This window comes from Faecalicoccus pleomorphus DSM 20574, assembly GCF_000420345.1.
Classification (GTDB): domain Bacteria; phylum Bacillota_I; class Bacilli_A; order Erysipelotrichales; family Erysipelotrichaceae; genus Faecalicoccus; species Faecalicoccus pleomorphus.
Window position 1 is genome coordinate 23835 of record NZ_ATUT01000008.1, and the last position, 26033, is coordinate 49867.

Here is a 26033-nt window from a genome sequence, read left to right on the forward strand (position 1 = left end):
TAGCTTATCCGATCAAAGAACCGAATCCGAACAAGATATCACTACCGATGATGTTACCAACGATGGCGATAACAACGAACAGTAATAATACTTTGATTGGAGACATGTTCTTCTTAGCCATTAAGAACCAAGCGAACAATACGAACAGCATTGTCAGGATTCCAGGGAATGCGCCGTCTAACTGACCTTGCAACATTACTGGTTCACCTTCAGAGTTCGTAGCAATCTGTACACTTGTAGAAACGTTTACCCAGCTGGCTGCCATTGCACCAACGATAACCTGACCCATAACGATTACAGATTCACGGAATGCAGTAGCTTGCTGACCAACGATAAGTTCAACAGCAGATCCACCTAATTCATAACCTTTGTCATAAACAAATTTCTGGAACCAAGTAGAAGTGATGTTCCATACAACGATATAGAACAGAGGACCAATAGCAGATCCACCTTCTGCCAAACCAACGGCAATACCTAATAAGATAGGAATATAAGTACCAACGATCAGTGAGTCACCGATACCTGCCAAAGGTCCCATCAGACCGGCACGGATACCGTTGATCATTTCATCATCGATAGATTCAGCACCATTAGCACGAGCTTCTTCCAAACCAGCAGTGATACCAACAACCATGGCACCAATCTGAGGTTCTGTGTTGAAGAATGGGTAGTAAGTTGTTAACTTTTCCTGTTGTTCTTCACGAGTTTCATACAGTTCTTTGATGATAGGAAGCATAGCCCACATATAACCAAATGTCTGCATGTGTTCTTGAGAGAAACCTGTCAGGTTTCCATACCACCAACGCCAGAAGGATTTATTTAATGTCTTCTTAGAAATCTTTTTCATAATTAAATATCCTCCTCATCATCGTCATCAGAAGCAGAAGCAGTTGCAACGCCTCCGGCTTTCATCATCATTAACTGGTAGTTGATCAATGCGAATACAGCACCAACAGCTGTAGCAGCTAACAATGTCAGACCCATTGATTTAGCACAAGCGAAACCAAATACGAAGAAAATCAGGTCTGTTGGTTTAGAAATAACTGATTTTAACAGGATAGCGATACCTACAGCTGGTAAAACGGAACCAACTGTTAATAAAGCCTTAACATACCACATATCTGTGTTCAATACACTGAACAGTTCCTGTACAGCGCCTGAACCATAGTAGCACAATAATGTACATGGCAAGAAAGACAATACGAAGTGAGAAACCAATGGGAATAAGCAATCTACTTTACCAACGATTTCCATGTTTCCTTTGTCCAGCTGTGCCCAACCAATGTGCTGCCAGATCAAGTTCATCATAGCTGTTCCGTAGAACAATGTGATACCGATAACACCTGTCATGGCAGAGATCGTACCGGCAAGACCTTGAGCGTCTGCACCACCGAAATCCCAGCCAGCGGCTTTGGCACCAACATAAGCCAATGGAATACCAATGTAAGAAACGGCACGTAAGTCAGATGCAACAGTTCCACCTGGAGTTACTAGCGCGATCCACATAATCTGCATTGGGATACCAACCAGAATACATCCCTGAACGTCACCAAGGATGATTCCAACGATAAGGGATGCAACCAATGGACGGTTCAATGTATAGTTACCAACGGTTGTTCCCAAACAAGCAATGGTACTGGCTGCAGTACAGCTCATAATACCAATTAAAGCTGCTTGAAAAAATGTCATACTTTCTCTCCTTTTTATTTATCTAACTCAGTACTACTCCCAATTAGTAACCGAATTTAGATCTGAATTTTGGCCATGATCCGATAGCTGTTTCTCTTAACAATGCGAAATATACATCGTATCCAGCATTTGTCATAGCTTCACAGGCTTCTGCTTCTTCTGGAATCAAAGACTGGTTTGATCCTAATTTGATAGCGCCTGGACGGTCATTACAAGGACCGATTACAACCTGTTTTACATCACTTGGAACAAATCCGTGATCTACAAGGATCTTCTTCATGTCAACAGGGTTCTTTGTGATCAAGAAATACTTCTTAGAACTCTTCAGAACATCATCTGCTTTTTCCAGGAAGTGTTCCATTGTCCAAACAAATACTTTTTTGTCTGTACTTGCTTTGAAAGACTGTTTCAAAACAGGTGTAGTAGCGGCTTTGTCATTAACCGCGATGATTCCGTCACATGGGTACTCTTTAGACCAACGTGTAACGATCTGACCATGAATGATACGATCATCCACTCGAACAAAACTAATCATTATAATTCCTCCTTTAATTTATGATATGACCTCTTATAGATCATCATCATCGTCATTTGACTCTGTTACGAACTCACAAAGTCCGGCACGACCTTCGCTTAGTAAGGTTTCTTTCAAGGCATCTCTATCCATATTATCTTTCATCAATACGGCAGAAATAGCACAAGGCATATTCATACCGGCAATTACCAATGTATTTGCCAATAAGCCTTTTTCATCCAATACGCTTAACGCATTTGTAAATGGAGATCCACTTAGGATATCAGCCAACAAGATTACTTCATCATCACTGTTGAAACCGGATACCAGTTCACGGAAGTTTTCGGCAAACTGATCAGCACTCATTCCATCCTTTAAAGAAGTGCTTAATACGTCATCTCTGTCACCTGTCATCATCTTTACTGCACTATGAAGACCCGGTGCAAATTCACCATGACTAACCATAACTACATATTTCATGATTTTCTCCTTCTGCCAGAATCGGCATCTTTTAAAGCCCTTACATAGCTTTATTTAACGAAGTAATACTATCACACAAAATCACATTTTTCAATTTATTTTAAAGGGTCGCTATAAAACATTTAATAATGACAATTGTATTTATTTATATCTTTGAATAAGCCACCAAAACTCTACCATGGCCCTGGATCGTATAAGAGCCTAAACTGGCGGGAATAAACACGTTTTCTGTGTACTTAACCGACAAGCTGTTCTGTCCATAAAGAATCTTTGCATCCTCTTGAACAAATGTCAGGGTATGAAACTTTTTCCCCTCTGTATCTAAAGTCAAAGTGTCTTTGATATCATACAGTTCCACCACAAATTCATCACAATCCACCAATATCTTGTGTTGTCCTTCCATATACGGATTACTGATTTTTTGTGATTGAAGTGAAAAATCAGCTACATCAAAGCTCTTCTTTAAATGTAATTCTCTTTTGTTTCCCTGGGCATCGACACGATTATAATCATAGAAACGATATGTCGTATTTGAATTGGTACCAATCTCAATCGCAAAGATACCAGCGCCTAACGCATGTAACATCCCGGCAGGAATCAAGATAAAATCACCGGCTTCGATATCTACCTTACGAAGATACGGCTCTAAATTTTCTTCTTCCACAGCTTTTTGAATGACGCTTTTATCCCTAGTTGTCGTACCTGCCACTAAAGTTGCACCCGGTTTGGCATCCAAAACATACCAGGATTCCGTTTTTCCTAAATCGTTTTCATGTTCCAGAGCATAGCTGTTATATGGATGAACCTGAATGGAAAGATCCTCTTTGGCATCCAGATAAGCCAGTCGAAGCATCTTTTCAAAAGGCACCTCTCCTAACATTTCCTTTGGTTTTTCCTGAATCAGCTCCATCAATGTCTTTCCTTTATAGATTCCATTGATCACTTCATTGGTACAATATGAATGGGCACTGATCTCCCAGCATGTACCATAGCCTTCTTCCTCAATATGACGAAGACTTGTTAATTTGTCATTTGCCCAGATTGTTTTATCATAGATGGGTTTTAATTGTATTGGATACATCCTATTCACCTCTTTCACAAATACATTATAACATTATAATGTTTGTGTCAATGAATCAAAATAGCCCCATTAAATCATTGATGTGTCCCAACAATAAAACGGCCACTAAACAAACAACTGGAATAGCTACCATGACCCAATAGCCACGTGTTACTTTCTTTTCCAGCTTTTTCCAGTTTTCCTGTGAGAAGTAATACCGATCATCACCGGTTTTATACACGACTTCATCTTCCATGAAATTGGCAATCGTATAAGAAATGACCGAAGTTGATAACTTTACATCTTTAAATTCTTCGATCGGAATGGCTTTTTCCGGTGATGTCGCCTTTCGTTTGATAAACGTATCCATGATGATTCGTGCTGCCGTTTTACGTACATTATTGTCTCGTTTTGCCATACTTACTTCCTCTTCTTCTTATTTTCTTTTGCTTCCTGCATCTTTTCTTTAATCTTTAAAGCCATCTTTCGGGTGACGATCATTGAAGGATCCTTCGAAAAGCTCACATTGAAACCTGGACGCAGTTTATTTGTCTTTGATACATTGATGACACTACGATAACGATAATATTTTTTCTCATAGAAGAAACCATCTTCATAAAACCATGCTCTTCTTTTGACAAGGCAATCCAGCGCAAAGCTGATACAGCAGGCACAAAGCACCCAGAAACCAATCGCATACATACCGTCATTTTTGACAAACATCTGATAACAGGCAGCCGCAAAGCTTGCGACAGCCACCAAAACATAGATGGCAAACCAAAGTTTGTACTCCTCAAAAAACTCATATTTCTTCGCATGGTTTTCCATATATTCCTGTTTATTTTTGTGATGAATCACCAATTGTTTGATGCCATTATACAGTTCATAGATCCCAAAACCGATCAGAACCAAGGTCACAACGACCGAAAGTACTCCACTATCCATATCTTTTCTCTCCTAAACAACTTGTTCGTATTATACAACGAAACTATAAGCGAACCTACCCCTTTATTTAAAAATCCCAATCTTCCTGATAAATGATCTTAGCTTCAACCTTGTCGCCATCAATCTCTAACAGGGCATAGCTTGGTGATTTTCCATCCCTAGGCAGTCTGGCTGAACCTGGATTGATCAAAAGAACATCTTCTACCTGTTTGATCTTGGAGACATGCGTATGTCCATAGCACACGATATCGCAGCCGTATTCCTTAGCCAGCCGAACCAAATTTTGTTCGCGATACAAGTAAGAACAACGATGAGAATGTGTCACATAAATCCGATGACTTCCTACACGAATTCGAAAATCTTCTCTAAATTTTCCATAGTAATCGTTATTGCCTTTGACAATCAGCCAATTGGGATAAAAGCGCGGATCGTCTTCCAAGTCCCCACAATGGATATAGGCATAGGCATCCTTATATTTTTTCTCCAGACATTCCAAAATTTCATTTTGCGAATGCGTATCACTCACTATTACGATCTGCATCTGTCTTATTCCTCACTCAATTTCATCTCTTCCATGACCTTATTGTTTTCCTGCATGGCTCTGGCATTCTCTGTGCCGACATAGCGCAATAAAAACGGATTATATAAATGCCCTGTTACAGACTCCTTATCCTGCGGATAACGAATCACAAAGCCATATCGGTAAGCATTCTCTTCCAACCAGCTGATCTTGACCTTCAGGCTTTCCTCCAGCCCTTCCTTTAATGCAGCATAATCGACCGTTTCCTGTGCCAGTAGTCCATTGATCCATTCTTGGTATCCCTGTAAACCAATGGTATAGCCCAGTTGAAGCTCGTTTTGTCCAGCCGGCAAATACACCTGATCCACACGCTCCGGATTGATTTGACTCAATGTCGTATATTCAGTAAAGACTTGATCATATGGCGTATAACCTTTGACCAGTCCTAAAGATGCATCACTTCCTAACATCGACTGATACGCATTTTCCATCCGCTCCCAGGCCTGGGCTAGATTTTCATGAAGTGACAGTGAGCCTGTCTGCACCAGATTTAACGGAGCATATTTATAAACAGAGGTATCTGCATTCAGGATCACAAACATCTGACTGGGATTGGCTACCAGCTTTAAAGGTTGCTGCCGAATCGCCTCGTTTTCATAAAAGGTCGTCAGATCCACATACGAATAATGCTCCAACAAGGTTTTCAACGTATTTGCCGAAAAATGTTGACGGAAGCGATTCACAAAATTGACGATATAAGCATTGGATTGCGCCTGCGTCTTGGCTGCCGTGTAGTACAAACGACAATAGCGGATATTAAAACCCTCTTCATCAATAAATTCAATAAACTCCTCCGGTTGAATCTGATTGGAGATAATGTAATCGATATCTTCACTGTCTAAATATTGTAGGAGTATATCACGGTTTTCATCAGTCGCATAAGGATAGCGCGCCAAAGGATCATAAGTTTGGTTCATAACCCAGAAACAGCCGCAAAATACGCCTAAACAAATCAAGATCAGAATCACTCTTGCTTCTATGTTCGTTTTTTTATTTTGCACAAGTTTTACCTCTTTGGCTATTATATCATGAATCATTTACGGAATGAAACGCCTCATATACGCTCTTTGCCACCGCTTTGGGCAAAACCTCTTCCAATTGTTCGACAGATGCCTGACGAATTTGCTTCATGCTTTTAAAGCGCTTTAATAATTCCTTCTTACGTTTAGGACCAACCCCCTCGATCGTATCCAGGGCCGAACGCGTCATAGCTTTTCCGCGAAGCTTTCGATGATAGGTAATGACATAACGATGCACTTCATCCTGCATCCTTGTCAAAAGAAAAAATAAAGGCTCTTTTTTATCCAACGGCATTTCCTGTAACGATTCATCCATCAAAGCCCTTGTCGTATGCTTATCATCCTTGACAAGACCAGCAATCGTTAAAGGCAAGTCTAAAGCTTCCTTGATTTCTTTAGCCGCTTCAATTTGTTGACGACCTCCATCCACCAGTAAAAGATCAGGAAATTCTCTATCTTCACTCAACAACCGAAAATAGCGTCGATATAATACTTCTTTCATGCTGTCAACATCACTTCGATACGTATCCAGCTTATAATGGCGATACTGGCTTTTATCTGGTTTACCATCCTCATAAACGACTAGAGCACTGACATTGAAGGCCCCTTGAATATGCGAGTTATCAAAAATCTCAACCGTGTGGATCTCTTTATGAAATAAATCACTCAGACGTTGATTGGCCTGCTCCAGCTCCTGCTCCCGTCGCAAAGCCAGTTCAAATTTTTGATCATGTGCCTCTTTCGCATTTTTTTGTACCATGTCCACCAATGCTTTTTTATTTCCGCGAATCGGAATACGCACATGTGTTTGTAAAAGATCCTCTAAAAGATCGACTGGAACACCTTGCGGCACCAAGATTTCCGATGGCACCATATTATCTTGATAGTATTGCACGATAAAACTGATAAACGCATCCATTTCATCTTCATATAATTCCTGGATTGCCAGGGTTCTTTCTAAAAGCTTTCCATTACGAATAAAGAAACCTTGTAGAGAAATATATCCTTTATCGGCATAAAATCCAAACACATCCCGCACTTTCTGATCCTTAAAATCGATTGTCTGTTTTTCCATCACATGATCAATGGACTGCAGAATCTCATAATATTCCTGTGCTTTTTCAAACTCCAGATTTAAAGAAGCCTTTTCCATGTCCGCTTTGACTTTATCAATGATCTCCTTGGCATCTCCCTGAAGAAACTTACGAATCTGTTTGCGATATCTTTCATTTTCCGCAAGATCAATTTCCTGAAAACAAGGCCCCAGACATTGGTGCATATGATAATACAGGCAAGGTATCTTTGGCAATGTCTTACATTTTCGTACCGGAAACAAGCGATTGATCAGCTTTACAATATCAAAACAAGACTGAGCGCTGGGGTATGGACCAAAGTATTCATCTTTCTTGTTTTTGACTTGTCTTGTCATACGAACGCTAAAATACTTTTCTCTGGTCATTACGATATAAGGATAACTTTTATCATCCATGAACATGATATTAAACGGTGGATGATTCTTTTTGATCAAATTGATCTCCAACAGTAAAGCTTCCTTTTCACTTCCGGTTACGATAAATTCAAAATCATAGATCTTGGATACAAGCCGTGTTGTCTTATTATCATGAACACCATGAAAATAGCTTCGTACTCTGTTTTTTAATACTTTTGCCTTACCGACATACAGAATACGTCCTTTTTTATCCTTCATGATATAACAGCCAGGTTTATCTGGCAACAAAGCCAGTTTATTTTTTAAAAGCTCGGATATAGCCATCAGATTCCTCCCTTCTGTTATTTCAATGTTATGATTGTTGCGCCTAGTCCTCCATCACTGGGACCGGCACTGGTATATTCTTTGACCATCGGATGTTTTTTCAAATCCTGCCAAACGGCGCTTCTAAGCTTTCCTGTTCCCATTCCATGAATGATACGAACCTGCTTGATGTGATGAGCCACACATTGATCCAAATAATGATCCATGCTGCGTAACCCTTCTTCTACGCGACACCCGATAATATTCAATTCCAAAGGTACGCGCACAAAAGTCTTATCTCTGTGCGCCTTTGGCTGTGTCTTTTCAAGCCTTGGACGTTTCATCTTCTTTAAACGATTGGTTTTGACTTTCATTTTCATGCCATTTGTCAAAACAACCGCTTCTTTTTTACGAAGTTCTATGATTTCTCCATGCGAATTCAGATCCTGAATCTGCACATAGTCACCGACCGCAAAAGAATCCTTTTCTTCTTTTTCTTTGGTTTCCGGCTGTAAAGCTTCCAAATCGTGCATTAACTGTGTTTTTTCATGAGGACGTACCATGGTAGTTTTATTTAACTTTTCAATTAACGCATCCGCTTCTTGTTCCTTTTTGATAAGAAGCTCTTCCAGTCGCTGCTGGTACTCTTTTTCGAACACTTCTTTTCGATGCGCCAATTTCTCTTTGGTTTCCTGTGCTTCTTTTTGTAGCTGATGAGCATCACGAATCAGCTTTTCAAAACGTTCTTTTTCTAAAACCACTTCGTTCTGCAGCTTTTCCAACTTCTCTAATTCCTTGTTTCGAGAATCCTCTGTTTCTTCTTTAATCTGCTTTGCCTTGTCAAGAATCCATGAATCCAGATGATATTGACGGGCAATCGAAAACGCATAACTGGCACCGGAAACACCCGGTAAATATTTATAAGTCGGCATCAAGCTCTCTTTATCAAACTGCATGCTCGCGACAAGAATGTTTTCATGTGTCTTACCATACGATTTTACGGCATTATAGTGCGTACTTGTGATGATCGTTGCCTTTTTTTGAATCAGATATTCCAAAATCGCAATGGCCAAAGCACTTCCTTCGGCCGGATCGGTACCATTGCCAATCTCATCCAATAGAATAAAGGAAAACGGATCACATTTTGAACAGATCATCGCCAAAGAAGATACATGACTGGAAAAAGTCGATAGATTGTTTTCAATAGACTGTTGATCACCGATATCAAACCAGACAGAACGATAATAAGGTAAAACTGCACGATGACAACAAACCGGAAAGCCGGCATGACTGAGCGCCACACAAAGCCCCATTGTCTTTAAGGTGACTGTCTTTCCACCCATATTCGGTCCGGTAATCATCAATACGCGCTGATCTTTTAAAAGCTTGTATGTATTGGCGACTACCTTGTTTACATCGATCAATGGATGTCTGGCAAATTCTAAGGTCATGGAACGATCCTGTGTCTGGATCAAAGGAACACAGCCATCTTTTTCAATCGCCCAATGTGCTTTGGCAAAAGCACAATCTAAAATCGTCATAGTCTCCAAGTTCGATAACAGAGCCACTTCAAAAGAAGCAGTCAACCGACTGAGTTCTTTACAAATGCGATGTTTTTCTTCTTCAATCTGCGATAAAGCAAGCTGCACTTCATTATTCAAAGATACAAAAGAAGATGGCTCTACATAGAACGCAAGGCCACTTTGTGACTGACCGTGGATCATACCGCCAAAAGCATTCTTTTCACCTGCCTTCACAAGGACACAAGTTCGTCCGGCAATGGTTGTCGTCAAAGCCTCCATCAGTTTGGATGCGTTTTTCTTAACAAAATCGCGCGAACGGCTAATCAACGCTTGTCTGGCATGCACTAATTGCTGGTGCTTTTGTACTAATAAGGCAGAAGCATCGTCTTTGACAGAGCCAGACATATCAATACAGTCCTGAATCTTGGTCATCAATGACTTACAAGTCTGCATGGTCTCACTGTAAGCGACAAGCTTTTCATACGATTCATCACGAAGCGTATTCTGTACTCTTTGACAGGCCATTAAAAAAGAAGCAATTTCCAACAGTTCCTGAGGACTCAAGACCATTTGCCGTACCGCTTTTTTGACAGCAGGCTCAATATCATGACAGCCGTGTAAGGATAGTGTACTTCCAGACTGAAACAATCCAATGGATTCACGCACCAAATCTAACTTTTCCTGCATCTGATACCGATCTTGTAGCGGCAAGGCGTTTTGAATTTGTGATCGGCTCAAAGAAAAAGAGGTGTGGGCCGCAAACTGATCCAATACTCGATCAAAGTCAATCGCCTGATTCAATTCATTTCTATAAGCTCCTAAATCCTTTCGCATGTTCTCATCCTTCCCAATACGTGAATAAACACTCCATCATCGGTTGTGTAAACGATAAAACAGAATGTTCCACAAATACATCGCCATATTGAATCAACGGAAACCGTAAAACCAGAGATAAGGTCATCGCCAACAACAAGACTTTGATGACGCCTAAGCCCAGCCCCAACATATGATTGATGAGCGAAAGCTTCGTCTTTTTCCTTTTGTGAAACAAGATAACCAGAATTCGATATACGATGCGCAATCCCACAAATAACAACAAAAACCATACGCCAACATTTGCGATATGCATGGCCAAAGCATCTAAGGGCGTCAAGATCTCCGAATGGGAAATATGCCCCAACAAAAGAAATCTCTGTGCCATGATCGGACTCAATACTATCGCAAGAATAAAGCTTCCAAAATAAGTCAGGACATCCAACAATTGACAAACAAATCCTTTGCGATACGCAAAGAACAAAATCAATAGGGCAAGCCCCATCAAAACAACATTGTAAATATCAAAATAACTTGTATCTAAAACCATAGAAACATTCTATCACATTTGACAAATCCCTAACATAAAAAGACTTGCATTCCTACAAGTCTAAATACATCAAAGAATTTATGTGTTTCCCCGTTAAGTGTGATTTTAGTCAAATGAAACAGCATCTATAAAAAGCCACATTACAGCTTCTGTTCCAAAATCTTCATAATATCCTCTCTTGAGGATGGCTCCACTGACAACATATCCATTGCCTGCTCAACATTGGTTGCAATATGATTCTTGACCAGTTGTAGAACACTATTTGCCTTTCCTCTCAGCTCACTTTTCTCGATCAATGCCTCGCTAAATGTACAAATCTTCCTGGCCTCCTTCTCTTCCTCTTTTTCTAATAGAATATCATATTTCTTCTCTAGGATTTCCAGGATCTGCTCCGCCTTCCTGTTTGACAGAAAGATCAGCTGTATGAACTCCATCACATCTCTGGGGCGCTTCATGATCTCTTCAGTACAAATCGTATCAATATCGTCTCCGGGGATACAGGATCAGGACTTCCATCGTATCCTTACCTCTTCGTTTTGTTTTGCCCTTTCCCAGATCGATTCCCTGCGGTTCCATATCGACCCAGAGCCTTCTTTTCGGATCCTTTGGATGGGCAAGCTTAAACAGCAGGTCATAGCAAACCTTACTATCCGGTATCTTGAGATCCTCTACATTTTGGCTGACCATTTTATTCGATGTTGGATCCGTATCCAGCCGGTCATAAATCTATTTTGAGAAAAGATACCTGTATTCGGATAAACACTCTTTATAGAGATAGGCCAGGATCTTTTTCAGAGACAGGATCTTCTTGCACTGGGCATCATAGGATCGTTGGGATCCTTCAACAAAGCTTCCCAAGCTTTTCTTTCTTGCATTGTTTTTCACCTCTCTTTCGTTACACACAGATGGAATTTGGAAACCTTCCTACTATTAGTTACGATAAAAATTCATAAAACTATGAAAAAAAGTTGATTTTTTTCTAAATAGGAATCTTTTTATAAACAAAGAAATCTATGATACACTCATGATGGTGATTTTATGGCATCTCTTACAAAAAAAATGACAAAACAGGAAATACTGGATTTAAGACAAAAGCTATCCTCTCATATCGTAAAAGAAACGAAGCCAGATTATACATATTATCAAATTAAAACCGATTCTATGACCATTACAGCTTATACCAGTGGTAAAGTTGTGTTTCAGGGACAGGATCTTTCCTGGATGGAAGAAACAGAGTCTGAGAACAATACGTATCCCCAGGCAGGAAGCGATGAAGTAGGAACCGGTGACTATTTTGGCCCGGTTGTGGTAGCTGCCTGTATCGTTTCCAAAGAAGCAGCACAAAAACTATCTTCTTTAAAAATACAAGATTCAAAACAAATCAAGGATGATCAAATTCGCAGACTGGCCCCTGAAATTAAAGCTGTTTGTCCACATTCGATATTGATCGTGCAAAACGCAAAGTACAACGATGTGCATCAAAATCATAATATGGTTGATATCAAGTGTCGCCTGCATAATCAAGCTTATGTCAATCTAGTGCATAAAGGATATACTCTACCAGATTTTATAATCATTGATCAGTTCGTACAAAAAAACAGTTACTATCGTTATTTAAAAAATGAAAAAGAGGTCATTTCAAACATTCATTTTGAAACCAAAGCCGAAAACAAATATCTTTCTGTAGCCTGTGCCAGTATATTAGCCCGTAATGCCTTTTTAGAAACATGGGATGCGATGGAAGCAAAATATGACTTTCATTTTGAAAAAGGTGCCGGTTCATCTGTAGATATTTGTGCCAAGTCTTTTATTGAACGTTTTGGACAAAAAGAACTGACCAAAGTGGCTAAACTGCATTTTAAAAATACCGCTAAAGCCTTATCCCTTTGATCTTCATTTTACAGCTTTTTAACTTGGCTTCGTTATTATTTTTTATACAATTAAAAATATAAAAAAGGAGATTCTATGAAGCCAAAGCCATTCTTAATGAAATGGATAACCACCTCAATCTGTGTCTATTATTTACTATTTTGTATCTTAATTTTCTTCTTGCGACAATCATTATCTCCGGGAATAGATACAGACATACTATTTCATTTTCTAACCATAGCCGCTGTTCTGCCGGCTGCCATATGGTTTATGATAAATGCATTTGCCAAGATCATCCACATTCAAAAGGATATCGCCTATACTAAAGTTAAAAAAGTAGTTCATTCTGCCTTATGCTTGTGTATAATCCTACTAGGAGCATGGGCTGGTTTTACGAAAGGAATTTTGCCAGCTCTTGATCTTTTCTACTTGCAGGATCCACAAACGGTAATTCTCTACGATGCTCAATTATCCCACAGTCAAGATTTTTCACGCTTTACGATACAAGGACAAGACAAACATAAAAAAACACGAAGCTTTAAACTGGAAACCACCTTATTAATGAATCTTCCACTTCAAAAAGGACAAATTACTTTACCAGGAGAAACAATTCAATTGGAGTATTATCCCTTCACCGGTTTTGTGGTTTCCTTAGAAAATATATCCTAATAAGCTAACACATCTATATCATCATTTTCTTATTCGAAACAAAATAAAAGAAGGAAATTTACTTGTTTTATTTCCTTCTTTTTATATGACCGAATTTTTTAAATCCGCTATCTATGCTCTTTTTTTCTGCAGGATGACAAGTATGAACGCACCCGAAATAGCCATACTTGCCAGCGATAACATCAATCCCATATTCGTTTGAGTTGCCGTATCTGCTCCCTTATTCTTTTCCGGATCTTTTTTGTCCGGTTTTTCTTCTTCAGGTTTCGTTGGTTCTTTCGGTTCTTCTTCTACCGTATAGGATACGGTTGGTTTTGCAAATTCTTCCGCTGCCCCTGGTTGTCCATTGGTATCAACCGGATACAATGTAGCGGAATTATTTGTATAAAGACCATCATAACCTAAGCTTCCATTGGCATCATATTGACCATATGTTCCTGGTTCTGTTTTTGGATTTGTCAATTTTAATGTATAAGTCAACTGAACCGGTTCAAATTGAGAGATTGGGACATTTGTGGTCAATGTAAACATCTCACCATTGGCCATATCACCCGGTTCATAAGCTACAACATAATTACCCTCGGCAAAAGAATACGTATTTTCTGCCGTTTCAACCGCTTGATAAGTTTGGTCACCCACTTTTAATGATAGAGCTTCCGCGTCATTGATAAAGTCAAAGTTATAATCTTCTGTATAGCCGATATAATCCGTTACAGTAGAACCGGCATCAACTAGATAATAAATATCATTTTTAATAGAATCAAAGCTATACGTTTCGCCATTGGCCAGGAAATTCATAAAGTTTGGTCCCCATGTATATTCCCCACCGGAAGAAGTACCAGCCGTCATCGCATAACAATGATATTTGCTTGCCAGAACTTGGTATGTCTGATAGGTTTTCAAAAGCGCTACATCCACAGACATCGCATGATCTGCTTTTTCATCATAGGAAATGTATGTATTCGTATCATATGCAACCCCATAAGCATGTTCATAGGCACCGCCATCTGCTTCATACTGCGCTGCCACATTGCCTAAATACTGGTTCCAGCCTTCTGAAGGTGCTGCATTTGAACCATATTTTGTGGCCCAGTTATCCGGCCCTGCGAAAACATTCGTTTTATCTGCATTTTCTAATCCAATAGCAGTAGGTGTTTCATTGTACATATAAGTAATTCCGTCACTGACAAAAATCATATATTTACGACTATCGGCAACAGCAGTATCACCACTTAACATCTGTTCTGCCGCCAACAAACCAGCATGTGTATTCGTTCCTGAAGAAATATCTCGTTTGATTTCGGATTCAATCACAGAATACTCGGTAGCTAAATCATGGAAACCAGTCGTATTAGCCTGTTGATTAAAAATCACTACACCGACATTAATATCCGCACCTGTAGTTTGTGCTGTGTTTTGTAAATCGGTTAGCATATTTAAAGCCTGTGCTTCAATTTCAGCACTGGTAGATTTGTCTAACACAAACACAATATCCGTGGCAAGTTTTTCTTCACCAGCAGGTAAAGACAAAGTTACTTTTGTTTCAAAGTTTTCGTCCAGCTGTGTTGCGGTTTTTGATTTAGAAATCGCATACTTTACATTTCCAATACCTGGAACCGGTGTTCCTGTGTTCGTTTTGGGATCAGAAGACTCTTCCTCTTCAGTCGTCGCTTCCTCCTCGTTATTGTTTTCTTCTTCAGAAAGCGCAGTTGTCTCTTCTGTAGAAGGTTCTGTTTTCTCTGATGTTGTGATTTCTGTAGTTTCTTCTGGTTCATCCGTTAATGTCGGATCTCCCGGAATTTCCTCGACAACGGTTTCGGAATCATCCGTAACAGTCGGCTTTTCCTGAGCCGATACGACGGAATACAAAGAGAAACTCAATGTAAAACAAACCATCAGAGTGAAAAATAATTTAACGTACTTTTTCATATCTCTAACCTCTTTCTCCGTACATAACCGAATCATAACCCTCCCCTTCATTATAAGTCAATAACATTTTTCTATCAAAGTTTAAACTAATTTACAACACTTATTGCCACATAAAAAGCCGAGCCCTTCCTTTGCATTGATATTTGTATATAGACTTATGTAACTTTAATCATTTATTTGTCAAATCAGAGAAGAAAGATCAACCTGGAGAAGCCTAAATAAAAACATGAGAAAGGATTCTTCTCACGTTATATGAATGTTTAATTGATGCAACTTCCATCTAATTTTGGAATCCAAAAAAAAATACCGCAAACTAGTCTGCGGCATCTTTTGCTTCTGTCATCGATCGATTAACTTGAACATCTACACTTGTTTCATAGGTTAACTGTACCAGTTCTACACCGGCATCACGAAACATCCTTTTACTCGCAATGTTTTCATCCGTTCCATTGTATTTATCACTCTCATAGACAACACAACGAATACCGGATTGAATGATGGCTTTGGCACATTCATTACATGGAAATAAAGAGACATAGATCGTACAACCATTTAAATCTTGAATACTGTTTAGAATCGCATTCAGCTCGGCATGCACTACATATGGATACTTTGTTTTTAAAAATTCGCCATCTCTTTCCCATGGAAATTCATCGTCGTCACAGCCTTTGGGAAAGCCGTTGTAACCTAAGCCAACAACTCGTTTTTGTGCATTGACAATACAGGCTCCCACTTGTGTGTTAGGATCTTTGCTTCGTTTGGCACTCAAATGTGCCATGGCCATAAAATATTGATCCCAGCTTAATACATTTGATCGTTTCATACAGATTCTTCCCTTTCTAAACGTCCTAAAATTTCTTTGAATATTGGATCTAACGGTGCATCAAAGGTCATCTTTTCCTTTGTGGTCGGATGTATAAATTCGATATGGCAGGCATGCAAAAGCTGTCCGTTGGTATCCAATGTCTTTTTATAACTATATTTTGGATCACCGGCAATCGGATGTCCAATATACTGCATATGTACACGAATCTGGTGTGTTCTTCCTGTCTCTAAAGAACAGCGAATATACGCAAAATCCTTAAAGTTCTTCAATGCCGTAAAATGTGTAACAGCATCTTTGGAATTTTTGGCAGTCACCGCCATTTTCTGTCTGTCCTTTTCATCACGCCCAATCGGTGCATTGATCGTACCATGAGAATGCGAAAAAGGATGATGTACGATCGCAAGATAATCCCTGTGACACGTCTTATCGGATAGTTGCTGGGAAATGGCTTGATGAGCTTTATCGTTTTTACAGACGATCAAAAGGCCACTGGTATCCTTATCGATTCGATGCACGATACCAGGGCGCATTTCTCCATTGATCCCGCTAAGATCCTTGCAATGATAGAGTAAGCCGTTGACCAAAGTATTGGATGTATGTCCGGGAGCCGGATGTACGACCAATCCTTTGGGCTTATTGATCACCAAAAGATCCGAATCCTCATAAAGAATATCCAGATTCATCGCTTCCGGCTCTATTGTCACTTCCTGTAACGGTGGTAAAGTGATGGATACCTGATCTTGTATTTGAAGAGAATAGCTTGCCTTCTCGACTTTTCCATTCACTTGAATCTGGTTTTGATCTAAAAGGTCCTTAACACGCTTCCTTGACAATTCCATCGTGGTGGAAACAAATTTATCAAGACGACCTCCCTGATTCTTTTCATCAATTGTATAAACTATGTTCTCCATCGTTTCCTCTCCTGTACTTCATCATAAATCATGCATGCGATCAAACAACCAAAACCTACAGTAATACATATATCCGCAATATTGAAAACGGGGAAATCCCAGCCGAATATACGAAAACTCAAAAAGTCACGCACATAGCCAAACCGCAGGCGATCGATAAAATTCCCTAAAGCACCGGAAAACACAAGAGCCAGGCATAACTGAGCGCGAACATCACTACTGCGAACAAACATATAGATAATCACCACAAGAGCCGCAATCGTCAACAGGGCAAAAAACAAAATACCAAAATCTTCAAAAAGACTGAAACCGGCTCCGGTATTTTGTACATAAGTCAACGAAAAGAAATGAGAAATGATCTCCATTCGTTCGTGCAACGCAAATGTTTTAGTAATTGCCCATTTTGTCCACTGATCCAGTCCCAATGTCAAAAAGACGATCACCAGTGAAACACAGATTGAAATAATTTTATTTTTCATGATTTCCTTCCTTTAAAACGCTTTATTCTTTCGGTGTAAGAAAAACATTTTGATAAACAGCCAAATGCTCATGACCAAAGCAATCAGTAACATAAAAAATCCAATAGCCGGAATCCCCATGATATGCGGTTCCATATCCGTGGTACAGATCAGACAGGATCCCACTAATAAAGCCGCAATCAAGATACAGACAATCAGTCGATTGACCATACGATCAATTTTGGCAATCGGCGCTTCACTGCCCATCAAATTCAAATTCACTTTGATCTGACCATGCTGGATCAATTTGAGTACATCACTGGTCTGCACAGGAAGATCCAGGCTACGGCTAATCCCTTCTATGCTGCGCTTGATTGTTTTCTGAATCTCTTTTGAAGGATCGATCTGCGTTAAAGTCGCCTTATGCTGACTGACGATCTTGGCCATGCTGGTAGTTGGGTCGAGATCGATCAAAGTTCCGTTCATCGTCATCATACTTCGGGCAAGCATGGAGATTCCTTTGGGTAATCCGATGCGAAACTGATGACAGATGGTAAAGATATCCTGCACCATTTTTGCCAGATCCATATCCGCAAAAGACTCACTCATATATTGCGCCATGAACGATTCAATCGCATTGGTAAACGCAATGTAATCAATTTCCTTTTGTACAATACCAATCGCAAGAATGGAATCCACCACATTGGCAACATCACCTAAAGCTAAAGCACGAATGGCTTGTTTCATAATCTGACGATCCCGATTCTCCAAGATTCCCATCATGCCAAAATCGATCCAGACAATCTTATCCTGACGGATTCGAATATTTCCGGAATGCGGATCGGCATGGAAAAAACCATGCTCAATGATCTGCGAAATATAATTATACGCTAATTTATCCGCAATTTCCTTAACATCGTACCCTTCTTTTTCTAAAGTATGCACATCATTGATCTCATACCCGTCGATGTACTCCATGACCAGGACTTCTTTTGTCGTAAACGCATCGATGATCTGCGGTGCATCAATAAAGTTACAATCCTCGTATGTCTTGCGAAATCGTTTGGCAAAGGCAGCTTCATTGGTAAAATCCATTTCCTGTTTAGCTGCCGTCCAGAATTCATCGATCACCATATTTAGATCCACAACACTGCTGACGATATCGCTTAAATTTAAGACACGAATTGCCTTTCTTAACAAGCCGACATCACGTTCCATCCATTCGTAAATATATGGACGTTGTACCTTAGCCACAACACGTGTACCATCGCGTAAGGTAGCCTCATGAACCTGCGCTATCGAGGCAGAACCTAACGGAATCGGTTCAAATGAGGAAAACACTTCCGACATAGGTTTATGATATGACTTCTCAATTTGTTCCTTGACCGTATCAAAGGACATCGGCGTAACACGGGAACGCAGCTTCATCAACTCTTTGCAGTAACGCTCCGAAAACATATCTTGTCGAGTAGACATAATCTGTCCAATCTTGACAAATGTCGGTCCTAAATCTTCCAATATCCTTCGAAATTTAACAGGATCCATTCCCTTGCGAATCTGATACTTCCGTAAGATACGCAAAATCTGCATGAAACGTGCGCGTGTTGAAATCTTACTCGTGCTTTTCATACATATCCTTCTTTCGATGTAACGGCGTATTGGTTACGTTTTCCGTATGCAACCATGAGCGCATCCACTTTACAGATTGACCAATCGCATTTTTTAAACATTTACTGCTGAAATCAAAATTTTCAATGAGTAATTTCTCCCAGTTTGGATCCTGTATCTTCATTATCAATACCTCATTTGTTATTTTAACATATTTTATATTCGTTTTTACAAATGTATAAGAATCCATGACTAAGACATTTATAGAATACCTTATATTTCTTAACTTTTTTTAAACAAAACCTTTCTTTTTCGTAATATTGACAAAAAAAGACCAGGGGATTTCCCTAGTCCGTAAACTTATTATAAAATTCCATACTTTCCAGAACGCTGGTATCTTCAATTGGATTATCATCCAAACGCAAGGCTTCTAATAGCTGTAAATCTTTTAGTGGTGTGACATCAGTGATGTAATTGGCCTTTAGCGTCAAAGATCGCAAGAATTTCAAATGAGCAAGCGGTGTAAGATCCGTAATCGCATTGTGATCCAGTCGCAAATAGGAGATGAAACCTAAATGCTCTAATGGTTTTAGGTCGGAAATCACATTGTTGTAGAGATCGACATTGCACAAATCCTCAAGATCCTTTAATGGTGTCAAATCTTTGACATCGTTATTTTCCAGCGATAAGATCTGTAGCTGCTTCATGTCTTTTAGACATGTGATATCTTTGATTTCATTTCGTCCCACATTCAAGTTAACCATGTTCTTCATATTTTTCAATATGGAGATATCTTTGATTCGGTTTGTATAAAGATCCAGATAAACAAGCTTGGTAGCTTTTCTTAAAAATTTAATGTTTTCTAGCTGACAGAATTGTGCTTTAAAGATTTCCAACGCTTCTACGGCTTTAAAACGATCCATATTCCTGATCTCGTTTTTAGAAACGTTCAGGCGTTTTAAGCCTTTCATCTTATTTAAAAGTGTCAGATCTGTAAAGCCTGTCTGCTGCAGATGTAAAGATTCACAATGAATCAAATCTTTTAAGAAACCAAAATCATCGGCTTTATTAAACGCAATATTGATCGATGTCAAATTCGGGAATTCTTTTAAAACATCATAATTATGAATATATGGACAATTGGACAAGTTCAGGCGCTTTAAATTTTTCATCATCATCAATGGTGAAATATCGCTCATCAAATTTGTAGATAGATCCAATTCTTCAATATTTTCCAAGTAAGAAAGATCCTGAATATTGAATAGACGCATGCCAGCCATATGCAGTTTTTTCAACTTTTTCAAAGAACCTAAGATTGCAAAACTAAACGGTCCGTTTTCGGTATTGATATAAACTTCTTCCAGTTTCTTACAACGTTCCAAATACTCCAGACTATCTACTTTGGCTCGTTCCAAATTCAAATATTCCAGATCGATCATGGCCGCAATACTGCTTATATCCATGGTATATAATTTATTTCGACTCAAATTCAATCGTTTTAACTGTCGAAAACCGTGCAAAGCCTGCAGATCACGAAGCTGATTTCGAGATACATCCAAAACTTCCAGGTTTCTCAAGTCACGGATCGGATCCAACTCTTCCAGCAGGTTATTAGAAACATTGAGTACAACGAGATTTTCGGCGTATTCCAATCCTTCCAGGCTTTTTATTTCATAATCCGGCGCTTCCAGATGGGTCAGCTCTAACATAATTTCCGGTGTTAAATCTTCTTCTTTTACACGCAAAGTACGTGCGGTTACTTGTCGTAATACATCATCCTTGATCAACATACTAAAACCCTCTCAATCTGTCACTTTAATAATACAACAAAACAAAGAAGATATGCTATCAAAAACAAAGAAAATCCACTTTCCTTACCGAATTTTTACATTCATAAATCCATTGTATCCAGCTCTGTACAAAAGCCGTTGTCCCCTTTAAAAATGGACAAATTGGTCTAAAAGTGTTACAATGAAACCGGTTAATCACAATATCGTCTTGAGTGATTGCGAGTATGAATACGGCATACCCCAGTTAACAACAGAAGATAGTGATTCAGGAGGTATTCATGAACACAGGTAAAGTAAAATGGTTTAATGCCGAAAAAGGGTATGGATTCATCACCGGTGAAGATGGAAAAGACGTTTTCGTTCATTACTCATCAATCAACGCTGAAGGATTTAAAACTCTTGACGAGGGTCAGACAGTTACTTACGACATCATCGAAAGCGACCGTGGAAAACAAGCCAGTAATGTAACTGTTGCAGAAGACAACGCTGAATAGTCTTGTCTAAAAAAGCGCACACGGTGCGTTTTTTTTATGTTTTCAATAGTGTATAATAGAAACATGGAACTACAACGATATGAAAAGGCAAAAGCCTATGTATATGAACAGTTTGCCAAGATCAACAATGAGCCTTTACGGATCGCAGCTTTGACTCATACCGCCATGGTCGATTCTTGTATCACCTTATTGGCAATCTCCAGAAGCAGTGCTTTGGAAAAGGCTAAAATTGCCGCTTTATTTCATGATTATGCACAATATATCGACAATTGTGCTCATAGTGAACACGCAAGACTTTCCAGTCTGCACGCCCACCAATATTTAACCCAAGCCAAGGAGTTTAAGGTGTATGAGGTTGATGATATTTGTTTTGCGATTGCCCAACATTCCAAAAAGGAGATTTTTGACTCTCCTTTATGCGAATTATTAAAAGATGCCGATATTCTGGCTCGTTTTCTGGAAGATCCCAACAAACCATTGACCGGCATCGCCCGCCAGCGACTGATTGATGCACTGGCCGATATCAATAACTAAAACTTTTGAACATGCAGCTTTACTTTTGAATCCAGCTGCTTTTTTATTTGGCCTAATATGCTTTGAAAACGATGAACATCAAAAACGATGCAATCAATATACGAATAGCTTTTACCGATGGCGCCTCCTATCACGCGGGCACATTCGCTCTTTTGGAAGGCCTGATCAAACTGTTTTGAAAGCTCCTGACGAAATAATGCATCCTCACGAGTATTGAAAAGATTGTTATAGTAGATATAATCAAATTCGCCCTGCTTGACCTCCAGATCTTTGAGCACATCAGTTTTCTCCTCCAACGTTTCTTCGATCAGTAAAGGATGGGTCGTAAAAATAAATTTCATATCCTTGCGCAATGCATCATGGGCAAAATCTTGTACCGGTTGAAAAACACTGTAAATCTCTAACGGTGACTGGTATGTCTTCCAACCCTTTGTTTCGACATGATCCATCAATTTCTCATAAGCATCCACCAAGTTACAAAACGATTCATCCATTTTAGGGGCATCCAAAAAGTCAACGCTGCCGATATAGGCTTCATAAGCACACTGCCCTAAAGCTAACTCCAACAAATACATGGACATTTCTTTTTTATTTTCGGTATTCGTGATCAAAGAAAAACCAGGACAATAGACTTCGCAGTGCCAGGATTGTTGTGTTTCATCTGCCGTATAAAACAACATAAAATCAGTTAAGGTATAAATTTGATCTTTGATCTGCACCTGTGCCTGGATGGCTTTTTGTGATAAAGGCGGCAAACAGGCATTTAAGATCCACGATTTTTTGATGGCTTTCGGAGCCATTTGACAAACCATGGCCGCCAGATACTGTGTCGTCTTGTTGGGGCCGGTATCCCATGTCAGTTCATAATCACCATACGCATTATCCACAAAGAAATGGCAGCCAAAGCTTTCATAGGCATAGCTATCGAGTGGCTCCACCAGTTTCATACATTCTTCATAGTTTTCACGATTTAATAAATCTCGAATGGAATGTTCCACTTTTTCAAATTCTTTCCAGAACTCTATTGCGTTTTTTCGTGCACTCATCGATATTCTCCTAACTTTTTGATCAGCTTTTCGGCAACCTGACAATGCCCTTCTTCATCCAAATGAATGGCATCCAGTTTACCGGCTCGTATGTCCTCCAAGTCTAAAAAATCACATTGCCATTTATCGGCCATCTTTTTTAAAGGCATGGCAGACTGCTCTAACATTTCATACCCCTCTTGCCCAAAATGGATTCTGGTACGCGTACAGGAAGCATATTCTTTATGCAGTTTCGGTGGCGTTACCATTAAGAAACGAGGTGTTTGAATAGAACGTTTAAAGTTATCCGGATCCATAGCTTCATGCATAAAGAGATCCATTCCCTTTTCCAGGGATGTTAAGGCATTGGTTCCATAGGCTCTTTTGGCATCATTGGTTCCCAAAAGAATGACGACCAGATCTAAAGGCTCATGTGTTTTTAAGACCATGGAAATGGTTTTAGAACCGTTTCTTTCTTCCAGACTGTAAGGATCACTGTGACAAAGTGTACGTCCGCAAAGTCCTTCTTCCAGAATTTCATCTTCCGGAAATGCTTTTTGAATCTGTTTGGTAAAACGATTCGCATAGCGCATCCCTGTATGTGTATTATATCCCCATGTATTACTGTCTCCATAAAATAAGATTCGCATCATTCTTTCCTCCAAAGCTTTGATTCTGTAATCAAAATATCCATATCTATATCATGTGGCTGCGATTCAAATTCTTCTTCCTGTACATCAAAGGCTACCCCGATCTTCAATGCGTTTGTCTTTTGCAGATAGCGATCATAATAACCTTTTCCATAGCCTTTTCGATGCAATCCGCAAAAGCTGACCATAGGTACGATGATTACATCTAGATTATTGGGATCACATGCCTTTCCTACAGGCTCTTGGGTCTGAAAAGACCCTTGAACCAGATTTCCTGTATATGGTATAAATTCCAATTCATAATTCTCAATCATTTTCGGTAAATAGACAGTTCCACTTTCTAAGCAGATATCAAATATGTTTACTTCTCCCTTGATCGGTACATAAGCAGCGATATTTCCTTTTAAAAAAGGCAAGAGCTTTTCGACTATTGCCTTTTCTTTCTTTTCTCTTTGTTCCCATGAAAGACTTTTTCGTCTTTCAATACATTCTTTTCTACCCAATGGAATCACTCATATCCAGCTTTAACATCTGATTGAGTTCGACCGCATATTCCATCGGTAATTCTCGGGTGAATGGTTCTAAGAATCCCATAACTATCATTTCCGTAGCCTGTGCCCGGGAAAGTCCACGACTCATCAAATAGAAAAGCTGTTCTTCCGAAATATTAGAGACTGTAGCCTCATGCTCGATCTGTGAAGTATCATTTTGAGAAAAGTTTAAAGGAATCGTATCACTGCGTGACAGTTTATCTAAAATAAGGGTGTCACATTCCACTTTGCTTTTGGCATACTGCGCATTTTTGGAATGTTTGACCCAGCCGCGATAATTCACTTCCCCACCCTGGCGAGCCACAGATTTTGAAATGATCGTACTGGTCGTATGTGGAGCCAGATGAATCATCTTGCTGCCGGCATCCTGCTTCTGTCCTTTGCTGCCAACGGCAATCGAAACTGTCGTACCTTTGGCATAAGGTTCTGCCAAAATACAAGCTGGATACTTCATATTGATATGCGAACCGATATTTCCATCGATCCATTCCATATGTCCGTTTTCAAATACCTTGGCGCGTTTGGTCACAAGATTGATGATATTGTTGGACCAGTTTTGTACTGTGCTGTATCGACACTTGGCATTTTTATGTACAAAGATCTCAACAACAGCGGCATGTAAAGAATCTTTCGAATAGACCGGTGCTGTACAACCTTCCACATAATGGACATCCGCACCTTCATCCACGATAATCAAGGTACGCTCAAACTGTCCCATGCTCATCGAATTGATTCGGAAATAAGACTGTAGCGGCTTATCTAAGGATACTCCCTTTGGCACATAGATGAAAGAACCACCAGACCATACGGCTGTATTCAAAGCTGCATATTTATTATCAGTATAAGGAACGATCTTTCCAAAGTACTTTTTGAAAAGCTCTGGACATTCACGCAATGCGGTATCGGTATCAAAGAACAATACACCTTTTTCCTCCACCTCTTCCAACATATTGTGATATACAACTTCGCTTTCATACTGAGTGCTGACACCGGCCAAAAACTTTTGTTCCGCTTCCGGAATTCCCAGTTTATCAAAGGTATTACGGATCGTATCCGGTACTTCATCCCAAGATTGTTCCTGCTTTTCACTGGGTTTGATATAGTACGTATAGTCATTAAAATCAATTTGGCTTAAATCCGGTCCCCATTTTGGATTCTTTTGTTCCACAAAAGAATGGTATGCTTTCAATCGAAGCTCCAACATCCATTCAGGTTCTTTCTTGATCTTGGAGATCGTGCGAACGACCTCTTCATTTAATCCTTTTTGTGTCTTGAATACACTGGTATCTTCATCATGAAAGCCATATTCATATTCATTGGATAAATTTAACTCTTTTTCTTCTGGCATTATTGACCTTCACTTTCTTTGATCATATCACGCAATGCTTTCCAGCCAATCGTTGCACAATTGATACGATTGGCCTGCTTGCCTACATTTTGAAACGCAACGGCTTCTTCCAAAAGATCTTCATCATACTCTTTCTGATCCACCATGGCAAAATAATTCTGAATGATCTCCATGGCTTCTTCTTTTGTCTTTCCTTTGACCAGTTCACTCATAATGCTTGTGCTGGCTGTAGAAATCGTGCAGGCTTCCCCATCAAAACGCACATCTTCAATGCGATTGCCATTAAATTTTGCTTGTACGGTAATATCATCGATACAAGAATCACTGGCCATATGACGAGAATGATATCCTTCTTCCTTTGTCAGTTCATGATTTCTGGGATATTGGTAATGATCCATGATAATATCTCTTAACAAATTTGGATCGATCTCACTCATGTTTCATC

Annotated in this window: 30 protein-coding genes; 4 read left to right on the forward strand and 26 right to left on the reverse strand. The window is 39.5% G+C overall.

Going from position 1 to position 26033, the window contains the following annotated elements; all coding sequences use genetic code 11:
* Positions 1-4: 4 nt before the first annotated feature.
* The 14 genes from G413_RS11005 to G413_RS0104950 form a co-directional block, all read right to left on the reverse strand.
* Positions 5-847 (reverse strand): PTS system mannose/fructose/sorbose family transporter subunit IID, encoded by an 843-nt coding sequence (locus G413_RS11005; protein ID WP_022789811.1) that lies wholly within the window; start codon positions 845-847, stop codon positions 5-7.
* A 2-nt stretch (positions 848-849) separates the two neighbouring features.
* Positions 850-1689: a PTS sugar transporter subunit IIC gene (locus G413_RS0104890; protein ID WP_022789812.1), complete on the reverse strand. Its 840-nt coding sequence runs from the start codon at positions 1687-1689 to the stop codon at positions 850-852.
* Between the two features lie 43 nt (positions 1690-1732).
* Entirely contained in the window at positions 1733-2224 is a 492-nt protein-coding gene (locus G413_RS0104895) for a PTS sugar transporter subunit IIB (protein ID WP_022789813.1), read from the reverse strand.
* 33 nt (positions 2225-2257) lie between these two features.
* Positions 2258-2683, reverse strand: coding sequence for a PTS sugar transporter subunit IIA (locus G413_RS0104900; protein WP_022789814.1), 426 nt, complete (start codon positions 2681-2683; stop codon positions 2258-2260).
* A 145-nt stretch (positions 2684-2828) separates the two neighbouring features.
* Entirely contained in the window at positions 2829-3764 is a 936-nt protein-coding gene (locus tag G413_RS0104905) for a type I phosphomannose isomerase catalytic subunit (protein ID WP_022789815.1), read from the reverse strand.
* Positions 3765-3819: 55 nt separating this feature from the next.
* Entirely contained in the window at positions 3820-4161 is a 342-nt protein-coding gene (locus G413_RS0104910) for a hypothetical protein (protein WP_022789816.1), read from the reverse strand.
* A gap of 2 nt (positions 4162-4163) precedes the next feature.
* On the reverse strand, positions 4164-4688 hold the full coding sequence (locus G413_RS0104915) for a hypothetical protein (protein ID WP_022789817.1): 525 nt from the start codon (positions 4686-4688) through the stop codon (positions 4164-4166).
* Positions 4689-4755: 67 nt separating this feature from the next.
* Positions 4756-5229: a metallophosphoesterase gene (locus G413_RS0104920; protein ID WP_022789818.1), complete on the reverse strand. Its 474-nt coding sequence runs from the start codon at positions 5227-5229 to the stop codon at positions 4756-4758.
* 5 nt (positions 5230-5234) lie between these two features.
* The gene (locus G413_RS0104925) at positions 5235-6269 is read right to left on the reverse strand and encodes a M15 family metallopeptidase (RefSeq protein ID WP_244910577.1); all 1035 of its coding nucleotides are present in this window, start codon (positions 6267-6269) and stop codon (positions 5235-5237) included.
* A 25-nt stretch (positions 6270-6294) separates the two neighbouring features.
* A complete protein-coding gene (gene uvrC / locus G413_RS0104930) occupies positions 6295-8061 on the reverse strand; it encodes an excinuclease ABC subunit UvrC (RefSeq protein WP_022789820.1) in 1767 nt (588 codons plus the stop codon).
* A gap of 17 nt (positions 8062-8078) precedes the next feature.
* Complete coding sequence (locus G413_RS0104935; protein ID WP_051130163.1) at positions 8079-10397, reverse strand: endonuclease MutS2; 2319 nt, start codon at positions 10395-10397, stop codon at positions 8079-8081.
* Positions 10398-10401: 4 nt separating this feature from the next.
* Complete coding sequence (locus G413_RS0104940; protein WP_022789821.1) at positions 10402-10926, reverse strand: CvpA family protein; 525 nt, start codon at positions 10924-10926, stop codon at positions 10402-10404.
* A 140-nt stretch (positions 10927-11066) separates the two neighbouring features.
* Positions 11067-11381, reverse strand: coding sequence for a hypothetical protein (locus tag G413_RS0104945; protein WP_022789822.1), 315 nt, complete (start codon positions 11379-11381; stop codon positions 11067-11069).
* 22 nt (positions 11382-11403) lie between these two features.
* Positions 11404-11613 carry a hypothetical protein gene (locus G413_RS0104950; RefSeq protein WP_022789823.1) on the reverse strand — a complete coding sequence of 70 codons (210 nt, stop codon included), beginning with the start codon at positions 11611-11613 and terminating at the stop codon, positions 11404-11406.
* A 372-nt stretch (positions 11614-11985) separates the two neighbouring features.
* Between G413_RS0104950 and rnhC the strand changes: the two genes are divergently transcribed.
* Positions 11986-12816, forward strand: coding sequence for a ribonuclease HIII (rnhC, locus tag G413_RS0104960; protein WP_338066693.1), 831 nt, complete (start codon positions 11986-11988; stop codon positions 12814-12816).
* Between the two features lie 75 nt (positions 12817-12891).
* Positions 12892-13464: a hypothetical protein gene (locus tag G413_RS0104965; RefSeq protein ID WP_022789825.1), complete on the forward strand. Its 573-nt coding sequence runs from the start codon at positions 12892-12894 to the stop codon at positions 13462-13464.
* 111 nt (positions 13465-13575) lie between these two features.
* Here G413_RS0104965 and G413_RS11010 read toward each other — a convergent pair whose 3' ends face one another.
* The 7 genes from G413_RS11010 to G413_RS0105000 form a co-directional block, all read right to left on the reverse strand.
* The gene (locus G413_RS11010; protein ID WP_022789826.1) at positions 13576-15393 is read right to left on the reverse strand and encodes a vWA domain-containing protein; all 1818 of its coding nucleotides are present in this window, start codon (positions 15391-15393) and stop codon (positions 13576-13578) included.
* 313 nt (positions 15394-15706) lie between these two features.
* Positions 15707-16216, reverse strand: coding sequence for a deoxycytidylate deaminase (locus G413_RS0104975; RefSeq protein ID WP_022789827.1), 510 nt, complete (start codon positions 16214-16216; stop codon positions 15707-15709).
* Entirely contained in the window at positions 16213-17130 is a 918-nt protein-coding gene (locus tag G413_RS0104980; RefSeq protein WP_022789828.1) for an RluA family pseudouridine synthase, read from the reverse strand. The genes G413_RS0104975 and G413_RS0104980 overlap by 4 nt, the downstream gene beginning before the upstream one ends.
* A complete protein-coding gene (gene lspA / locus G413_RS0104985) occupies positions 17118-17609 on the reverse strand; it encodes a signal peptidase II (RefSeq protein WP_022789829.1) in 492 nt (163 codons plus the stop codon). The genes G413_RS0104980 and lspA overlap by 13 nt, the downstream gene beginning before the upstream one ends.
* Positions 17610-17621: 12 nt before the next feature.
* A complete protein-coding gene (locus G413_RS0104990) occupies positions 17622-19217 on the reverse strand; it encodes an ABC1 kinase family protein (protein ID WP_022789830.1) in 1596 nt (531 codons plus the stop codon).
* Positions 19201-19380, reverse strand: a complete 180-nt coding sequence (locus tag G413_RS0104995; RefSeq protein WP_022789831.1) for a hypothetical protein — start codon at positions 19378-19380, stop codon at positions 19201-19203. Before G413_RS0104995 ends, G413_RS0104990 begins: the two co-directional genes overlap by 17 nt.
* Positions 19381-19543: 163 nt before the next feature.
* Positions 19544-20986 carry a leucine-rich repeat domain-containing protein gene (locus tag G413_RS0105000; RefSeq protein ID WP_022789832.1) on the reverse strand — a complete coding sequence of 481 codons (1443 nt, stop codon included), beginning with the start codon at positions 20984-20986 and terminating at the stop codon, positions 19544-19546.
* A 278-nt stretch (positions 20987-21264) separates the two neighbouring features.
* Here G413_RS0105000 and G413_RS0105005 point away from each other — a divergent pair, with 278 nt between their 5' ends.
* Together G413_RS0105005 and G413_RS0105010 are read left to right on the forward strand one after the other, a co-directional pair.
* On the forward strand, positions 21265-21480 hold the full coding sequence (locus G413_RS0105005) for a cold-shock protein (RefSeq protein ID WP_022789833.1): 216 nt from the start codon (positions 21265-21267) through the stop codon (positions 21478-21480).
* A 63-nt stretch (positions 21481-21543) separates the two neighbouring features.
* Entirely contained in the window at positions 21544-22014 is a 471-nt protein-coding gene (locus G413_RS0105010) for an HD domain-containing protein (RefSeq protein ID WP_022789834.1), read from the forward strand.
* Here G413_RS0105010 and G413_RS0105015 read toward each other — a convergent pair.
* Genes G413_RS0105015 through sufU form a run of 5 tightly spaced genes read right to left on the reverse strand, consistent with a single transcriptional unit; the run spans position 22011 to position 26025 of the window.
* Positions 22011-23060, reverse strand: coding sequence for a hypothetical protein (locus G413_RS0105015; protein WP_022789835.1), 1050 nt, complete (start codon positions 23058-23060; stop codon positions 22011-22013). The two genes, G413_RS0105010 and G413_RS0105015, sit on opposite strands and share 4 nt — an antisense overlap.
* On the reverse strand, positions 23057-23692 hold the full coding sequence (locus G413_RS11015) for a GDSL-type esterase/lipase family protein (protein ID WP_051130164.1): 636 nt from the start codon (positions 23690-23692) through the stop codon (positions 23057-23059). The genes G413_RS0105015 and G413_RS11015 overlap by 4 nt, the downstream gene beginning before the upstream one ends.
* Positions 23689-24192 carry a 5-formyltetrahydrofolate cyclo-ligase gene (locus tag G413_RS0105025; protein ID WP_022789837.1) on the reverse strand — a complete coding sequence of 168 codons (504 nt, stop codon included), beginning with the start codon at positions 24190-24192 and terminating at the stop codon, positions 23689-23691. The genes G413_RS11015 and G413_RS0105025 overlap by 4 nt, the downstream gene beginning before the upstream one ends.
* Positions 24185-25588, reverse strand: coding sequence for a Fe-S cluster assembly protein SufB (gene sufB, locus G413_RS0105030; protein ID WP_022789838.1), 1404 nt, complete (start codon positions 25586-25588; stop codon positions 24185-24187). The genes G413_RS0105025 and sufB overlap by 8 nt, the downstream gene beginning before the upstream one ends.
* Entirely contained in the window at positions 25588-26025 is a 438-nt protein-coding gene (sufU, locus tag G413_RS0105035) for a Fe-S cluster assembly sulfur transfer protein SufU (protein ID WP_022789839.1), read from the reverse strand. The genes sufB and sufU overlap by 1 nt, the downstream gene beginning before the upstream one ends.
* Between the last annotated feature and the right edge of the window lie 8 nt (positions 26026-26033).

Excerpts from the sequence above, each read along its gene's own strand:
- G413_RS11005 (WP_022789811.1), bottom strand. The coding sequence starts at position 847 with ATGAAAAAGATTTCTAAGAAGACATTAAATAAATCCTTCTGGCGTTGG.
- G413_RS0104890 (WP_022789812.1), bottom strand. The coding sequence starts at position 1,689 with ATGACATTTTTTCAAGCAGCTTTAATTGGTATTATGAGCTGTACTGCA.
- G413_RS0104895 (WP_022789813.1), bottom strand. The coding sequence starts at position 2,224 with ATGATTAGTTTTGTTCGAGTGGATGATCGTATCATTCATGGTCAGATC.
- G413_RS0104900 (WP_022789814.1), bottom strand. The coding sequence starts at position 2,683 with ATGAAATATGTAGTTATGGTTAGTCATGGTGAATTTGCACCGGGTCTT.
- G413_RS0104905 (WP_022789815.1), bottom strand. The coding sequence starts at position 3,764 with ATGTATCCAATACAATTAAAACCCATCTATGATAAAACAATCTGGGCA.
- G413_RS0104910 (WP_022789816.1), bottom strand. The coding sequence starts at position 4,161 with ATGGCAAAACGAGACAATAATGTACGTAAAACGGCAGCACGAATCATC.
- G413_RS0104915 (WP_022789817.1), bottom strand. The coding sequence starts at position 4,688 with ATGGATAGTGGAGTACTTTCGGTCGTTGTGACCTTGGTTCTGATCGGT.
- G413_RS0104920 (WP_022789818.1), bottom strand. The coding sequence starts at position 5,229 with ATGCAGATCGTAATAGTGAGTGATACGCATTCGCAAAATGAAATTTTG.
- uvrC (WP_022789820.1), bottom strand. The coding sequence starts at position 8,061 with ATGGCTATATCCGAGCTTTTAAAAAATAAACTGGCTTTGTTGCCAGAT.
- G413_RS0104935 (WP_051130163.1), bottom strand. The coding sequence starts at position 10,397 with ATGCGAAAGGATTTAGGAGCTTATAGAAATGAATTGAATCAGGCGATT.
- G413_RS0104940 (WP_022789821.1), bottom strand. The coding sequence starts at position 10,926 with ATGGTTTTAGATACAAGTTATTTTGATATTTACAATGTTGTTTTGATG.
- G413_RS0104945 (WP_022789822.1), bottom strand. The coding sequence starts at position 11,381 with ATGAAGCGCCCCAGAGATGTGATGGAGTTCATACAGCTGATCTTTCTG.
- G413_RS0104950 (WP_022789823.1), bottom strand. The coding sequence starts at position 11,613 with ATGGTCAGCCAAAATGTAGAGGATCTCAAGATACCGGATAGTAAGGTT.
- rnhC (WP_338066693.1), top strand. The coding sequence starts at position 11,986 with ATGACAAAACAGGAAATACTGGATTTAAGACAAAAGCTATCCTCTCAT.
- G413_RS0104965 (WP_022789825.1), top strand. The coding sequence starts at position 12,892 with ATGAAGCCAAAGCCATTCTTAATGAAATGGATAACCACCTCAATCTGT.
- G413_RS11010 (WP_022789826.1), bottom strand. The coding sequence starts at position 15,393 with ATGAAAAAGTACGTTAAATTATTTTTCACTCTGATGGTTTGTTTTACA.
- G413_RS0104975 (WP_022789827.1), bottom strand. The coding sequence starts at position 16,216 with ATGAAACGATCAAATGTATTAAGCTGGGATCAATATTTTATGGCCATG.
- G413_RS0104980 (WP_022789828.1), bottom strand. The coding sequence starts at position 17,130 with ATGGAGAACATAGTTTATACAATTGATGAAAAGAATCAGGGAGGTCGT.
- lspA (WP_022789829.1), bottom strand. The coding sequence starts at position 17,609 with ATGAAAAATAAAATTATTTCAATCTGTGTTTCACTGGTGATCGTCTTT.
- G413_RS0104990 (WP_022789830.1), bottom strand. The coding sequence starts at position 19,217 with ATGAAAAGCACGAGTAAGATTTCAACACGCGCACGTTTCATGCAGATT.
- G413_RS0104995 (WP_022789831.1), bottom strand. The coding sequence starts at position 19,380 with ATGAAGATACAGGATCCAAACTGGGAGAAATTACTCATTGAAAATTTT.
- G413_RS0105000 (WP_022789832.1), bottom strand. The coding sequence starts at position 20,986 with ATGTTGATCAAGGATGATGTATTACGACAAGTAACCGCACGTACTTTG.
- G413_RS0105005 (WP_022789833.1), top strand. The coding sequence starts at position 21,265 with ATGAACACAGGTAAAGTAAAATGGTTTAATGCCGAAAAAGGGTATGGA.
- G413_RS0105010 (WP_022789834.1), top strand. The coding sequence starts at position 21,544 with ATGGAACTACAACGATATGAAAAGGCAAAAGCCTATGTATATGAACAG.
- G413_RS0105015 (WP_022789835.1), bottom strand. The coding sequence starts at position 23,060 with ATGAGTGCACGAAAAAACGCAATAGAGTTCTGGAAAGAATTTGAAAAA.
- G413_RS11015 (WP_051130164.1), bottom strand. The coding sequence starts at position 23,692 with ATGATGCGAATCTTATTTTATGGAGACAGTAATACATGGGGATATAAT.
- sufB (WP_022789838.1), bottom strand. The coding sequence starts at position 25,588 with ATGCCAGAAGAAAAAGAGTTAAATTTATCCAATGAATATGAATATGGC.
- sufU (WP_022789839.1), bottom strand. The coding sequence starts at position 26,025 with ATGAGTGAGATCGATCCAAATTTGTTAAGAGATATTATCATGGATCAT.